The sequence below is a fragment of the Nonomuraea sp. NPDC023979 genome (assembly GCF_040639085.1).
GTDB classification, from domain to species: domain Bacteria; phylum Actinomycetota; class Actinomycetes; order Streptosporangiales; family Streptosporangiaceae; genus Nonomuraea; species Nonomuraea ceibae.
This window is the reverse complement of sequence record NZ_JBEZZG010000032.1, coordinates 15,418-29,148: the sequence shown is the minus strand read 5'-3', so window position 1 is coordinate 29,148 and position 13,731 is coordinate 15,418. Positions and strand designations below refer to the sequence as shown.

11 protein-coding genes are annotated in these 13,731 nt (G+C 71.9%); 4 read left to right on the top strand and 7 right to left on the bottom strand.

The window, feature by feature from the left end; all coding sequences use genetic code 11:
• The first annotated feature begins 21 nt into the window (after positions 1 to 21).
• On the top strand, positions 22 to 1,230 hold the full coding sequence (locus AB0G11_RS38280; RefSeq protein ID WP_357591535.1) for an ROK family transcriptional regulator: 1,209 nt from the start codon (positions 22 to 24) through the stop codon (positions 1,228 to 1,230).
• Here AB0G11_RS38280 and AB0G11_RS38275 read toward each other — a convergent pair.
• Together AB0G11_RS38275 and AB0G11_RS38270 are read right to left on the bottom strand one after the other, a co-directional pair.
• Positions 1,227 to 1,964, bottom strand: a complete 738-nt coding sequence (locus AB0G11_RS38275; protein WP_357591533.1) for a neutral zinc metallopeptidase — start codon at positions 1,962 to 1,964, stop codon at positions 1,227 to 1,229. The genes AB0G11_RS38280 and AB0G11_RS38275 overlap by 4 nt on opposite strands.
• A 142-nt stretch (positions 1,965 to 2,106) precedes the next feature.
• Positions 2,107 to 2,961: a neutral zinc metallopeptidase gene (locus AB0G11_RS38270; protein WP_219507801.1), complete on the bottom strand. Its 855-nt coding sequence runs from the start codon at positions 2,959 to 2,961 to the stop codon at positions 2,107 to 2,109.
• 147 nt (positions 2,962 to 3,108) lie between these two features.
• Here AB0G11_RS38270 and dxs point away from each other — a divergent pair, with 147 nt between their 5' ends.
• Positions 3,109 to 4,989 (top strand): 1-deoxy-D-xylulose-5-phosphate synthase, encoded by a 1,881-nt coding sequence (gene dxs, locus AB0G11_RS38265; RefSeq protein WP_219507833.1) that lies wholly within the window; start codon positions 3,109 to 3,111, stop codon positions 4,987 to 4,989.
• 40 nt (positions 4,990 to 5,029) lie between these two features.
• Positions 5,030 to 6,487, top strand: coding sequence for an amino acid permease (locus AB0G11_RS38260; RefSeq protein WP_219507803.1), 1,458 nt, complete (start codon positions 5,030 to 5,032; stop codon positions 6,485 to 6,487).
• A 37-nt stretch (positions 6,488 to 6,524) separates the two neighbouring features.
• On the opposite strand, the gene AB0G11_RS38255 is transcribed toward AB0G11_RS38260, so the two are convergent.
• The 4 genes from AB0G11_RS38255 to AB0G11_RS38240 form a co-directional block, all read right to left on the bottom strand.
• Positions 6,525 to 6,980, bottom strand: a complete 456-nt coding sequence (locus tag AB0G11_RS38255; RefSeq protein ID WP_357591531.1) for an SSI family serine proteinase inhibitor — start codon at positions 6,978 to 6,980, stop codon at positions 6,525 to 6,527.
• Positions 6,981 to 7,072: 92 nt separating this feature from the next.
• Positions 7,073 to 9,166, bottom strand: coding sequence for a 3-hydroxyacyl-CoA dehydrogenase NAD-binding domain-containing protein (locus AB0G11_RS38250; protein ID WP_357591529.1), 2,094 nt, complete (start codon positions 9,164 to 9,166; stop codon positions 7,073 to 7,075).
• Entirely contained in the window at positions 9,163 to 10,347 is a 1,185-nt protein-coding gene (locus tag AB0G11_RS38245) for an acetyl-CoA C-acyltransferase (protein ID WP_308125874.1), read from the bottom strand. The genes AB0G11_RS38250 and AB0G11_RS38245 overlap by 4 nt, the downstream gene beginning before the upstream one ends.
• A 39-nt stretch (positions 10,348 to 10,386) precedes the next feature.
• A complete protein-coding gene (locus AB0G11_RS38240; protein WP_357591527.1) occupies positions 10,387 to 11,343 on the bottom strand; it encodes a hypothetical protein in 957 nt (318 codons plus the stop codon).
• 144 nt (positions 11,344 to 11,487) lie between these two features.
• On the opposite strand from AB0G11_RS38240, the gene AB0G11_RS38235 reads away from it, so the two are divergent.
• A complete protein-coding gene (locus tag AB0G11_RS38235; RefSeq protein ID WP_308126203.1) occupies positions 11,488 to 12,930 on the top strand; it encodes an LCP family protein in 1,443 nt (480 codons plus the stop codon).
• Here the strand turns inward: AB0G11_RS38235 and AB0G11_RS38230 are convergent, their stop codons facing one another.
• Complete coding sequence (locus AB0G11_RS38230) at positions 12,931 to 13,656, bottom strand: SDR family oxidoreductase (protein ID WP_357591526.1); 726 nt, start codon at positions 13,654 to 13,656, stop codon at positions 12,931 to 12,933. It abuts the gene before it with no gap.
• Between the last annotated feature and the right edge of the window lie 75 nt (positions 13,657 to 13,731).

Below are 13,731 nucleotides of genomic sequence, written 5' to 3'. Positions count from 1 at the left end.
CCGTTGAAGGAACCTCAGACGATGCGTGCCGGCCCCTCACAGGAGGACATCAGGCGCCACAATCTCGGCGCGCTGCTTCGCCATGTCCACCTCGGCGGGCCGATCTCGCGGGCCGAGCTGACCTCGCGGATGGGGCTCAACCGCAGCACGATCATGGCGCTCACCTCCGACCTGACGGCCGCCGGGCTGGTGCGCGAGGAGTTGCCGCGCGAGACGGGCCGCGCCGGCCGCCCGTCGCTGGTGGTGCGCCCGGAGTCGTCGCGGGTGTACGTGTTCGCCTTCGACGTGAGCCCCGACCGGCTCGCGGTGGCGCGGGTCGGCCTCGGCGGGCTCATCCTGGACCGCCGGGAGGTGGCGCGCGAGCGCGGGTCGCCGGCGCTGGGCGAGCTGGCGGGGGTGCTGGCCGGGTTCGCCCGCCAGATGCGCCGCCGCACCCGCGACGACACGGTCTGCGTGGGCGCCGCCGCCGCGGTGCCGGGCGGGGTGCGCAAGGCCGACGGCGTGGTCGCCTTCGGCCCCAACCTGGGGGTCGAGGAGGCGGTGCCGTTCGGCGAGGAGCTGGGCCGCAGGCTCGGCCTGGGCCTGCCCGTGAGCGTGGGCAACGACGCCAACCTGGCGGCGCTGGCCGAGCACAGCCGCGGGGTCGGCGCCGCCGTCAAGGACCTGATCTACCTGCACGGCGACGTCGGCATCGGCGGCGGCATCATCACCGGCGGCCACCTGCTCGGCGGCCACGACGGCTACGGCGGCGAGGTCGGCCACATCGTGGTCAACCCGGGCGGCCGGGCCTGCGGCTGCGGCTCGTACGGCTGCCTGGAGGCCGAGGTGGGGGAGCGGGCGCTGCTGGAGGCGGCCGGCCGGTTCCGCTCCGGCCAGCACGGCCGCGACGCGGTCCGGGCGGTGGTCGAGGCGGCCGACCGGGGCGACATCGTGGCGCAGGAGGCGCTCAAGCGGGTCGGCGACTGGCTCGGCCTGGGCATCGCCAACCTGGTCAACATCTTCAACCCGGAAATGGTGATCTTCGGCGGGATGCTGCGCGAGGTCTACCTCGGCTCGGCGGCCCAGGTGCGCAGCCGGCTGACCCTGCACGCGATGGCGCCGCAGCGCGAGCGGCTGCGGCTGCGGACCTCGTCCCTGGCCGACGACGCGACGCTCGTGGGCGCGGCCGAGCTGGCCTTCGCCCACGTGCTCGCCGACCCTCTCGAGGTGCTGGCCAGGGCCGGAAGTTAGGCGACGCGGGAGTTGGGCGCCGTCCAGGTGTTGCAGTAGCGTGCCGAGCCGCCGCTGTAGCCGCGGTTCTGCCAGTAGGCGAGGTTGCGCGGCTTGCCGTGGACCTTGCTCTCGTCGGCCTGCCGGATGGCGTCGACCCACTGGCCCCAGGTGATGCCCGGGTCGACCGAGTCGATCGTGGCGCTGTAGAAGACGCCGGCGAAGCACTCGGCCTGCATCTCCAGGCGGTGGCTGAGCGTCGTGCGGGCCTTGGCGCCGGCCCGCCAGTAGAGCCGGTTCTGCGCGTCCAGGATGCCGGTGAGCTCCTGCACGTGGTGGCCCCACTCGTGGGCGACGGAGTGCGCGATGTTCATCTTGAACGGGTCACGCAGGTCGCGCTTCTGGATCCGGATCGCGATCGTGCGCTGGGCCGGGCAGTACTGGGCGCCGTTCGTGGTGATCGTGCCGCACACCGAGCGGCTGCCGGAGGTGACGGACACCTTCGGCGGCGAGTAGCGCATCCCGGCGGCCTTGAACCGGGCGGCCCAGAAGCGGTTGGCGCACCTGGCCATGGCCCGGTGGAAGGTCTTGACGGAGGAGGTGCTGCCCTCGCGGATCTCGGGGATCGCGCAGGTCAGGGTGGAGGGGGTGCCCGACCGGTAGATCTTGTTCTTGGTCAGTACGGCCGGCAGCCCCGAGCTCGCGGACTTCGTCTCGGCGCTAGCCGTACCAGATAGGGCCAGACCCGCGATCATGCAGACAGAGGCTGCGATAAGGGGAGTACGCACGATCGCGGATACTAGACCAGTTCATGGTGTTTTTGGAGGGTTGTATGTGGCATTTGTCGCCAGAAGGTGCGGCCGCACCGCAGCAGTGCGGCCGCACGGACGGGCAGGATCAGGCGACGTAGCGGGACGAGACCCGCCAGGTGTTGCAGGAGCCCGGGGAGGCGGAGCTGAAGCCCCGCTTCATCCAGAACGCCTGCGACGGGCCCTTGCCGTGGTCGTTCTGTGCCCAGCCCTCGTGGCCGTGGTCGTGGAACCAGTCCACGATCTGCGCCCAGCGACCGGAGTCGACGGGCAGGGTGTCGCGCACCGAGCGCATGAAGACCGAGGAGAAGCACTCGGCCTGCAGCTCCGAGCGGCGCGAGAGCTGGAGCCTGGCGGAGCCGCTGGCGCGGTTGTAGGCCGGGCCGTAGTAGTTCCAGATCCCGGAGATCGCCTGCACGTGGTGGCCGTACTCGTGCGCCATCAGGCGGGCGATGCCGATCGGGTCGGGGTTGCGCAGCTGGGTCTTGGTGATGAGCATGTACATCGTGCGGTTGGACGAGCAGTAGTAGCCGTCCGCGCCGCCGACCCAGCGCCCGCAGGGGCTGCTGAGCTTACGGGTGGTGATGCGCAGCCGCGGCTTGCTGAACGACAGGCGGGCCTTGCGGAACTGCGAGGCCCACGACTTGTTCAGGCAGTTGGTGACCCGGCTGAGGAAGCGCTTGTAGGCCGCCGTGCTGCCCCGGGGCAGGCTGCCGGGACGGCAGTTGGACGAGGCCAGCCGGCCCGTCTTGTACAGCGGGTTGTGCGTGGCGGCCGCCTTGCCCCGGGGGACGGCGGTCGTCGTCTGCTGCTGCTGAGCCTGCGTGACCTGTGCGACGTTCTGTGCTGCTGCCTTGGCAGTGTTCGCCTCGGCGACCGCCGTCCCCGCGCCCGCCAGGGAGACGATCACCCCGGCAGCCAGCAGTGACGACAGTTTCTTCATGGGGAGAGTGTTCATAGTGAGGGAAAGACTAGGTCAAGTTCTGACAAATGTGGGCGCATTTGACTCGATGAGGTCAGCGTGTCGTCCGCGAACTAGACTCCTTGCGTCGGCGTACAAGACCAGAGGGGAGTCTGATCCGTGAGCGGGTTGCTGGACTCAGTCAAGGGACCGCACGACGTCAAGAGGCTCGCTGCCGAGGAGCTGCCGCGGCTGGCGGGTGAGGTGCGGGACCTGCTCGTCGACTCGTGCGCGAAGTTCGGCGGGCACCTGGGGCCCAACCTGGGGGTGGTGGAGCTGACCATCGCCATCCACCGCGTCTTCGACTCCCCCCGCGACCCGGTCGTGTGGGACACCGGGCACCAGGGCTACGTGCACAAGCTGCTGACCGGCAGGGCCGCCGGGTTCGACGCGCTCAAGCAGGAGGGCGGCCTGTCGGGCTACCCGAGCCGGGCCGAGTCCGAGCACGACTTCGTCGAGAACTCCCACGCCTCGACCGCGCTGTCCTACGCCGACGGCCTGGCCAAGGCGTTCAAGCTGCGCGGCGAGCACGACCGCACGGTCGTCGCGGTGATCGGCGACGGTGCCCTGACCGGCGGCATGGCCTGGGAGGCGCTCAACAACATCGCCGGGGCCAAGGACCTGCCGATCGTCATCGTCGTCAACGACAACGGCCGCTCCTACTCGCCGACCATCGGCGGGCTCGCCTCCCACCTGTCGTCGCTGCGCGTCAACCGCCGCTACGAGGACATGCTGGAGTACGTCAAGGGAAAGATCGGGAACGTTCCCGTGCTCTACGACGCCCTGCACGGCATCAAGAAGGGCGTCAAGGACGTCATCGCCCCGCAGGCCATGTTCGAGGACCTCGGCCTGAAATACGTCGGCCCCATCGACGGCCACGACGAGCAGGCCATGGAGGCGGCCCTGCGCAAGGCCCGCGGCTTCCGCGGCCCGGTCATCGTGCACGCCCTCACCCAGAAGGGCCGCGGCTACAGCCCCGCCGAGAACCACGACGAGGACCAGTTCCACTCGCCCGGCGCCTTCGACCGCGCCACCGGCGCCGAGAAGCCCAAGGGCCGCATCTGGACCAACGTCTTCAGCGAGGAGCTGGTCCGGCTCGGCCACGAGCGCGACGACCTGGTGGCGATCACCGCGGCGATGCTCCACCCGACCGGCCTGGCCGCCTTCGCCGAGGCGTTCCCCGAGCGCATCTACGACGTCGGCATCGCCGAGCAGCACGCCCTCACCAGCGCCGCCGGCCTGGCCCTCGGCGGCATGCACCCCGTGGTCGCCGTCTACGCCACCTTCCTCAACCGCGCCTTCGACCAGCTCCTGATGGACGTGGCGCTGCACCGCCTGCCGGTCACCGTGGTGCTCGACCGGGCGGGCGTCACCGGCGACGACGGCGCCAGCCACAACGGCATGTGGGACCTGTCGATCCTCCAGGTGGTGCCCGGCCTGCGGGTCGCCGTGCCGCGCGACGGCAGGCGGCTCACCGAGCTGCTGCGCGAGGCGGTGGCCGTCTCCGACGGGCCCACCGCGCTGCGCTTCCCCAAGGGCCCGGTCGCCGAGGCCGTCGAACCCGTCGGCAGCCTCGGCACGATGGACGTGCTGCGCGAGCCCGCCTCCGGCGAGCCCGACGTGCTCCTGGTCGGCGTCGGCCCGATGACGCAGGCGTGCATGGAGGCGGCGGTCCTGCTCGACGCGCAGGGCATCTCCTCGACCGTGGTCGACCCGCGCTGGGTCAAGCCGCTCGACGAGGCCCTCGTCGGCGCGGCGCGGGCGCACAAGCTCGTCGCCGTCGTCGAGGACAACGGCCGCGTGGGCGCCGTCGGCGACGCCGTCTCGCGCCTGCTGCGCGACGCCGACGTGGACGTGCCGGTGCGCTCCTACGGCATCCCGCAGGAGTTCCTCGACCACGCCAAGCGGGCCGCCATCCTCGGCCGGATCGGGCTCACCGGGCAGGACCTGGCCCGGCAGATCACCGAGGCCGTCGCCCGGCGCGGTTCCCCCGTGGTAAGCCCTTCGTAGCAGGCGGTTGATCATCCGCGGTGGGGGAAGGTCGCTCACCGTGGATATCTTTCGCACCAAGAGTGTCGAGCAGTCGATCCGCGACACCGAAGCCCCCGAGCACCAGCTCCGCAAGCGCCTGAACGCCGTGGACCTGACCGTCTTCGGCATCGGCGTGATCGTGGGCACCGGCATCTTCGTGCTGACCGGCCAGGTGGCCAAGGAGATGGCCGGTCCGGCCGTGGCGATCTCGTTCGTGGTCGCCGCGGTCGTCTGCGGCCTGGCGGCGCTGTGCTACGCCGAGTTCGCCTCCACGATCCCGGTGGCAGGCTCCGCCTACACCTTCGCCTTCGCCACGCTGGGCGAGTTCCCCGCCTGGATCATCGGCTGGGACCTGCTGCTGGAGATGGCCCTGGCCGCGGCCGTGGTCGCCGTCGGCTGGTCAGGCTACTTCGCCTCGCTGATGTCCTCGATCGGGATCGAGCTGCCCGCCTCGATCGCCGGGGACGAGCCGGTGGTCAACCTGCCCGCGATGATCATCGTGCTGATCCTCACCGGGGTCCTGATCGCCGGGATCAAGCTGTCCTCCCGGGTCAACCTGGCCATCGTGGTCATCAAGGTCGCCGTCATCCTGCTGGTGATCGTGGCCGGGCTGTTCTTCGTCAAGGCGGCCAACTACACGCCGTTCATCCCCGCGCCCGAGGCCACCCCGACCGTCGAGGGCGTCCAGGCGCCGCTGATCCAGGTGCTGTTCGGCATCACGCCCGTCGCCTTCGGCGTGCTCGGCGTCTTCTCCGCCGCCGCGATCGTGTTCTTCGCCTTCATCGGCTTCGACATCGTCGCCACCGCCGCCGAGGAGACCATCGAGCCGCAGCGCGACGTGCCGCGCGGCATCATCGGCTCACTGGCCATCTGCACGATCCTGTACGTCGCGGTCTCGCTCGTCGTGGTGGGCATGCAGCACTACACCGAGCTGAGCAGCAGCGCGCCCCTGGCCGACGCCTTCACCGCCGTCGGCCAGTCGTGGGCGGCCACGCTGATCAGCATCGGCGCGATCGCCGGCCTGACCACCGTGGTGATGATCCTCATGCTCGGCCAGACCCGGGTGCTGTTCGCGATGTGCCGCGACGGGCTGCTGCCCCGCCCGCTGGCCAAGGTCAACCCCAGGACCGGCACGCCCGCGCTGCTGACGGCGATCGTGGGCGCGGTGGCGGCGGTGCTGGCCGGGTTCATCTCGCTGGGCGCGCTGGCCGAGCTGGTCAACATCGGCACGCTGTTCGCGTTCGTCGTCGTCTCCGCCGGCGTGATCATCCTGCGCCGCACCCGGCCGGAGCTCGAACGCGCCTTCCGCGCGCCGGGCGTGCCGGTGCTGCCGATCCTGGCCGTGCTCGCCTGCCTCTACCTGATGCTCAACCTGCCCGTCGAGACGTGGCTGCGGTTCGTCATCTGGATGGTCATCGGCGCCGTGCTCTACTTCCTGTACGGCAGGCGCCACAGCAGGGCCCGGCAGGGCCTCTGACGGTCCGGGGGCGGGCGGCCACCCCCGGAAGGGGCGGTCAGAGCGTGAAGACCGCCCCGCCCGCCGCGCGCATCAGGCACGCGTTGCTGTAGACGCGGCCGAAGACGACGGGCTTGCCCCGCCACATGCCGGCCACGACGACCGCGTGCGGGCGCAGCTCCTTGGTGCAGACCTGGCCGGGCGAGGCCGCCAGCCTGGCCGGGTCGCCGCCCGCCTTGCGCAGCAGCCGGCAGGCCGCGCGCGGCGACGGGTGGGTGCCGCCGTCACGGTCGCAGGTCAGCGTGACGGCCTTGGTCTCGCCGCCCTTCTCCGCGACCAGGACGCGCAGCGCCGACCGCTGCTCCGGCCGCTGGTCCGATCGCAGGGCCGATCGCAGGGCCGATCGCTGGTCCGAGTGCTGGTCCGATCGCGGGGCCGGATCCGCGAGCGCCGGAGCCGCCGCGGCGAACAGGAAGGCTCCGCTCAGCGCCAGCGCGCCGACCGCCTTCAACATGGTGTCTCCCTTCGTAGCGAGGGACCACACGCTACGACGGACAGTGACGGCCGTTGAGGAGGCCCGCCGGGCGGACCTCCTCAAAGACCAGGTCAAGCCGGGAGAGAGGCCACCCCCGGCGGCAGGAAGCGTGACTGCGAGTGACCGCTGCGGTCCAGGTACGGGGTGATGCCGCCCAGGTGGAACGGCCAGCCCGCGCCCAGGATCATGCACAGGTCGATGTCCTGCGGCGCGGCCACCACGCCCTCCTCCAGCATGAGCCGGATCTCCTCGGACAGCGCGCCGAGCACCCGCTCGCGCACCTGCTCGGCCGTGGACGGGCGGTCGCCGCCCGCGAAGAACGCCACCGCCTCGGGGTCGAGCGAGAAGTCCGCCCCGTACACGCCGGGCTTGCCGGAGGCGACGAGCTTGGCCAGGTTGGCCGAGACGCCGAACCGGTCCGGGAACGCCTCGTGCAGCGTCCCGGCCACGTGCATGCCGACGGCCGGGCCGACGAGCTGCAGCAGCGCGAACGGCGTCATCGGCAGCCCGAGGCCGTCCAGCGCGTGCTCGGCCGTCTCCAGCGGCGTGCCCTCGTCGACGGCGGTGATGACCTCGCCCATGAACCGGGTGAGCAGCCGGTTGACCACGAACGCCGGGGCGTCCTTGACCAGGACCGACGACTTCTTCAGCGACTTGCCGACGGCGAACGCGGTGGCCAGCGTGGCGTCGTCCGTCGCCGCGCCCCGGATGATCTCCAGCAGCGGCATGACCGCGACCGGGTTGAAGAAGTGGAAGCCGACCAGCCGCTCGGGGTGCTTCAGGTCCGCGCCCATCTCGGTCAGCGACAGCGACGAGGTGTTGGTGGCGAGCACGCACTCGGCCGAGACCACGGCCTCCACCTCGGCGAACACCTGCTTCTTGACCGCCAGGTCCTCGAAGACCGCCTCGATGACGAAGTCGGCGTCGGCGAAGGCGTCCTTGGTCAGCGACCCGGTCACCAGCGCCTTGAGCCGGTTGGCCTGGTCGCCGGAGATCCGGCCCTTGGCCAGCAGCTTGTCCACCTCGGCGTGCACGTACCCGACGCCCTTGTCCAGGCGCGCCTGGTCGAGGTCGGTCAGCACGACCGGGACCTCCAGGCGGCGGGCGAACAGCAGCGCCATCTGCGAGGCCATCAACCCGGCGCCGACGACGCCGACCTTGGTGACCTTGCGCGCCAGCGCCTTGTCGGGCGCGCCGGCCGGGCGCTTGGCCCGCCGCTGCACCAGGTCGAAGGCGTACAGGCCGGCCCGCAGCTCGTCGCTCATCAGCAGGTCGGCCAGTGCCTCGTCCTCGGCCGCGAAGCCCTCGTCGCGGGAGGCCGTACGGGCCAGCGCGATGAGGTCGAGCGCCCGGTAGGGGGCCGGGGAGGCGCCGTGCAGCTTCAGGTCGACCAGGAAGCGGGCGTCGGCGACCGTCTTGTCCCAGTCGCCCGCCGTGTGGTCGGGGCGCGACACCTGCTCGGCGCCCTGCAGCACGCGGGCGGCCCAGCGCAGCGACTCCTCCAGGAAGTCGGCGGGCTCGAACAGCGCGTCGGCCACGCCGAGCTCGTACGCCTGCGCGCCCTTGACCATGCGGTTCTGGCTCAGCGGGTTCTCGATGATCAGCTTGATCGCGTTGGCCGGGCCGACCAGGCGGGGGAGCAGCTGCGTGCCGCCCCAGCCCGGCACGAGGCCGAGGAAGCACTCGGGCAGGGCTACCGCCGGGACGCCGGAGGAGATCGTCCGGTAGGTGCAGTGCAGCGCGATCTCCAGGCCGCCGCCCATGGCCGCGCCGTTGACGAACGCGAACGACGGGATGCCCAGCTCGCCCAGCCGCCGGAACACGTGGTGGCCCAGCGCGCCGATGGCCAGCGCCTCCTCGCGGGAGGTCACCTGGGCCGCGCCCTTGAGGTCGGCGCCGACGCCGAAGATGAACGGCTTGCCGGTCACGCCCACCGCGACCAGGTCGGTGCGGGCGGCGATCTCCGACAGCGCGCCGTTGAGCGCGAACAGGCCGTGCGGGCCGAACGTGTTGGGCTTGGTGTGGTCGAAGCCGTTGTCGAGCGTGATGAGGGCCATCGTGCCCGCGCCGCCGGGCAGCTCGACGTCGCGGACGAGGGCCTTGGTCACCACCTCGTCGGCGTTGCGGTCGCTCAGCAGCGCGCGCCAGGTCTCGATGTCGCTCATGCCAGGTTCTCCCAGATCACGGTGCCGCCCATGCCCATGCCGACGCACATGGTGGTGATGCCGTAGCGCACGTCGGGGCGCTCGCCGAACTGGCGGGCGAGCTGCGTCATCAGCCGCACGCCCGAGGAGGCCAGCGGGTGGCCGAAGGCGATCGCGCCGCCGTAGGGGTTGACCCGGGGGTCGTCGTCGGCGATGCCGAAGTGCTCCAGGAACGCGAGGACCTGGACGGCGAACGCCTCGTTGATCTCGAACAGCCCGATATCCGAAATATCCAGACCTGCCAGGCGGAGGGCCCGCTCGGTCGACGGGATCGGGCCGACGCCCATCACCTCCGGGTCCACACCCGCGAACGCGTACGACACCAGCCGCATCTTCGCGCTCAGCCCCAGCTCCGCGGCCACGTCGGCGGCGGCGACCACACAGCCGGTGGCGCCGTCGTTGATGCCCGACGAGTTGCCCGCCGTCACGTTGCCGTGCGGCCGGAACGGCGTCTTCAGCCCGGCCAGCGCCTCCGCCGTGGTGCCCGGCCTGGGCGCCTCGTCCTGGACCGCCAGGCCCCAGCCCTTCTCGGCCGTGCGGATCGCCGTCGGCACCAGGTCGGGCTGGATCTTGCCGTCGGCGTACGCCTTGGCGACCTTCTCCTGCGACAGCACCGCGTAGGCGTCGGCGCGGTCCTTGGTGATCGACGGGTAGCGGTCGTGCAGGTTCTCCGCCGTCATGCCCATGACCAGGGCGCTCGGGTCGACCAGCTTCTCCGACAGGAACCTCGGGTTCGGGTCGACGCCCTCGCCCATCGGGTGACGGCCCATGTGCTCGACGCCGCCCGCGATGGCCACGTCGTAGGCGCCGAACGCGATGCCGCCCGCCACCGTGGTGACCGCGGTCATCGCGCCCGCGCACATGCGGTCGATCGCGTAACCGGGCACCGACTTGGGCAGGCCCGCCAGCACCGCGGCCGAACGGCCGATGGTCAGGCCCTGGTCGCCGATCTGGGTGGTCGCGGCGATCGCGACCTCGTCGACCCGCTCGGGCGGCAGGCCGGGGTTGCGCCGGATGAGCTCGCGGATGACGCGGACGACCAGGTCGTCGGCGCGGGTCTCCGCGTACAGCCCTTTCGGCCCCGACCTGCCGAAAGGCGTGCGCACGCCGTCGACGAACACGACGTCACGAGAGGAAGGCACGGATTCGCTCCTCGTTGCTGGACAGCTTCCTCGCCCATGCTACTCGCCAGTAACTACTCCGCAGACGAGCGTCGCGGCCAGCAGGGCGTACACGGCGGCGACGTGCGGGTCCCACAGGTGCGCGCGGGCGCCGACCAGGGCCACGACCCCCGCGACGGCGCAGGCCCACGACACCCGCCCCCACCCTCCCGTACGCGCTCCGCGCCCCGGATCCCACGGATCCCCCGGCACCTTCCCCGCCCACCCGGACGCCGCCCCCCGCCCACCCCGGCCCGCTCCCCCCGAACGCGACGCCACGCCGACGCGGGCGGGCCCGCTGCGGGGGGTGGCGTCCCGGTGGCGGGGAGCCGCCCACCGGCCCGACCGCCCTGTCCGCCCCATCCGGCCGGGCCTCGCCGCCCGCGTTTCGGCAGGCCCGCTCGGGGTGGCCGATGCCGACGGCGGCACCGCGCCGACGTGAGCAGGCCCGCTGCGGGGAGGCGCCCACGAGGCCGCGCGGCCGGGCTTTCGGGCGGTGGTCCACCAGGCTGCGAGGCAGGCGGTGGCGGTGGTGGCGACGGTGAGGGGGATGGTCAGGGCGCCGGCGGGGGCGGGGTGGCCGGCGGCGGTGAAGAGCTGGGGCACCGCGCAGGCGAGCAGGACGAGCACCGCCCAGCCGGCCGCCACCGCGAGGCGGCCGAGGGCGAGCCCGGGGGAGGGCGGGGCGGCGTACAGCTCGCTCTCGCGGCGGCGGACGGCGCGGGCCCGCACGCCCCAGACGGCCTGGGTGAGCGCCAGCGCGGGCGGCGCCCCGAGGGTGACGGCCAGGGCGAGCACGGCGAGCGGCAGCGTGTCCTGCCCGGCGGGAGCCCGTTCGGCGATGAGCTGGACGGCGCAGAGCAGCGCGATCGACGAGGTCAGCGCGATGCGGGCGGCCCGCCGTGCGGCGAGCGCCCGCGCGCGGAGGGCGGCCACGGAGGACGCGCCGGGAGGGGGCGCGATCTTGGTCGGGGGCATGGATGTCATGATGCGGGACAACGGTGTGTGACGTCCCGGATTCACCGAGTTCGCATGGAGCCCTAGGTTCATCGGCGATCATTTCGGGCGATGGCCCGTTTCTCAGTATGCTGCCCGATCTGATCATCTTCTGAGGGGCGCAGCGTGGGAAACGCGAACTCACGGACCGCCCGGCGGCTGACCCCGGCGGGCTGGGTGGGCGTCGTGCTGACCGGCGTGCTGGTGGTGGTCACGCTGTCGGCGTACGGCTACTACCGCAGCATCTACGGCGAGCTGAAGCAGTCCGATCTCACCGGTCAGCTCGGCACGGACCGCCCCCGGGAGACCGGCGCGCTGAACGTGCTGCTCATCGGCTCCGACTCGCGTGACGGCGACAACAAGAAGTACGGGGCGCTGTCGCAGGGCAAGGGCGAGCGCACCGACACGATCATGTTGCTGCACCTCTCGCCCGACCGGGACAAGGCCACCATGATCAGCTTCCCGCGTGACTCGATGGTCATGATGCCGGAGTGCGAGCTGCGCGGCGGCGGCGTCCGCCCGGCGGGGATCGGCCAGATCAACTCGGCGTTCAACGACGGCGGCGTGGCCTGCACGATCAAGACGCTCGAAGCGCTCACCGACATCCACATCAACCACTTCGTGAAGGTCGACTTCACCGGCTTCAAGGGCATCATCGACGCGATCAAGGGCATCGAGATCTGCCTGCCCAAGGCGGTCAACGACCCGCAGGCCAAGTTCGTGCTCGGGCCCGGCAAGCACGTCGTCAACGGCGAGCAGGCGCTCGGCTACGTGCGCACCCGTTACGCGCTCGGCGACGGCAGCGACCTGAGCCGCATCCAGCGCCAGCAGGTGTTCCTCACCAAGGTGATGGAGAAGGTCACCGACGGCGGCCTGCTCACCGACCCGATCGCGCTCGACGCGTTCCTGCGCGCCGGGATCAAGGCGGTGACCGTCGACAGCGAGCTCACGCCCGAGCGCATGCTGGAGATCGCCAACAGCGTCAGCGGCATGACGGCCAAGGAGCTCAAGGGCATCACGGTGCCCACCGAGCCGTACCCGGCGGACAAGAACCGGGTCCAGTTCAGCGAGCCCGCGGCGTCGGACTTCTTCAAGCGGGTGCGCGAGGACGTGGAGGTGACGGCGACCAAGGGCCCGGCCGCCCCCAGCTCCGCCCCGAAGGTGAAGAACGAGCAGGTGCGCGTCCAGGTGCTGAACGCCACCGGCGAGCAGGGCAAGGCCGGCGTCGTGGCCGAGGAGCTGGCCGCGCAGGGCTTCGTCGTGACCCATGTCGGCAACGCCGCCCCGGCGGACACCACCACGATCCGCTACGCCAAGAAGGACGCCGCCCAGGGCCCCGCGTACGCCGAGGCGGTGGCCGCCCGGCTGTCGAAGGACAAGCGCACCCCGGTGGCGGGCAAGGTCAGGCCGGTGTCCGCGGAGCCGTACAAGAGCGCCGCCACGCCGCCCCCGGGCCCGTCCGTCCAGCTCGTCATCGGCGCCGACTGGCCCGGCGTCCGGGTCGTGTCGACGATCCCCGACTCGCTCAAGGACAAGGTCGTCGACAGCTCCACGAACCCGTGCCTCTAGTCAGGCGGTGACGCCCGCGTCCACCGCGATCGCCGCCCCCGTGATCGACCGCCCGCCCTCGCCCACCAGGTGGGAGACGGTCGCGGCGATGTCGCCGGGGTCGCAGTAGCGGCCCAGCGCCGTGTAGGAGCGCTCGTCGTCGGCGTCCGGGCCGTCGGCCGGGTTCATCTCGGTGTCGGTGGAGCCGGGGTGCACGAGGTTGGCGGTGATGCCGCGCGGGCCGAGGTCGCGGGCCAGGCCTTTGGTGAGCCCGCTGAGTGCCGACTTGCTCATCGCGTAGAGGGTCCAGCCCGGGTACGGGACCCGCTCGGCCAGGCTGCTGCCGATCGTGACGATCCTGCCGCCCTCGGGCAGGTGCTTGGCCGCCGCCTGCGCCAGCACGAACGCCGCCCGCGCGTGCACGGCCAGCGTGCGGTCCACCTCGTCGAGTGTCACGTCCTCCAGAGGTCCGTACGGGGCGATGCCGGCGTTGCTGACCACCACGTCCAGCCTGCCGAACGCGGCCACCGTGTCCTCGACGGCGGCCACCAGGTCCTCGGCGCGCGCCGCCTCGGCCCGCAGGCTCAGGCCGCGCCGCCCGGCCGCCTCCACGTCCGCGACCACCTGCGCGGCCCTGCCGGCGGCCGAGGCGTACGTGATCGCCACGTCGAACCCGTCGGCGGCCAGGCGGTGCGCGATGGCCGCGCCGATGCCTCTGCTGCCACCGGTCACCAGAGCGACTCTCATCACTGCGTCTCCTTCTCAGTCAAGCGGAATCAGTTCCGCTTCAACAGTAAGCGGAATGTGTTCCGGATGGCAAGT

Coding starts and splice junctions, on each gene's coding strand:
- AB0G11_RS38270 (WP_219507801.1), bottom strand. CDS start 2,961: ATGAAGAAACTGTCGTCACTGCTGGCTGCCGGGGTGATCGTCTCCCTG.
- AB0G11_RS38230 (WP_357591526.1), bottom strand. CDS start 13,656: ATGAGAGTCGCTCTGGTGACCGGTGGCAGCAGAGGCATCGGCGCGGCC.
- AB0G11_RS38275 (WP_357591533.1), bottom strand. CDS start 1,964: ATGATCGCGGGTCTGGCCCTATCTGGTACGGCTAGCGCCGAGACGAAG.
- AB0G11_RS38240 (WP_357591527.1), bottom strand. CDS start 11,343: ATGCCCCCGACCAAGATCGCGCCCCCTCCCGGCGCGTCCTCCGTGGCC.
- AB0G11_RS38255 (WP_357591531.1), bottom strand. CDS start 6,980: ATGTTGAAGGCGGTCGGCGCGCTGGCGCTGAGCGGAGCCTTCCTGTTC.
- AB0G11_RS38250 (WP_357591529.1), bottom strand. CDS start 9,166: ATGAGCGACATCGAGACCTGGCGCGCGCTGCTGAGCGACCGCAACGCC.
- AB0G11_RS38280 (WP_357591535.1), top strand. CDS start 22: ATGCGTGCCGGCCCCTCACAGGAGGACATCAGGCGCCACAATCTCGGC.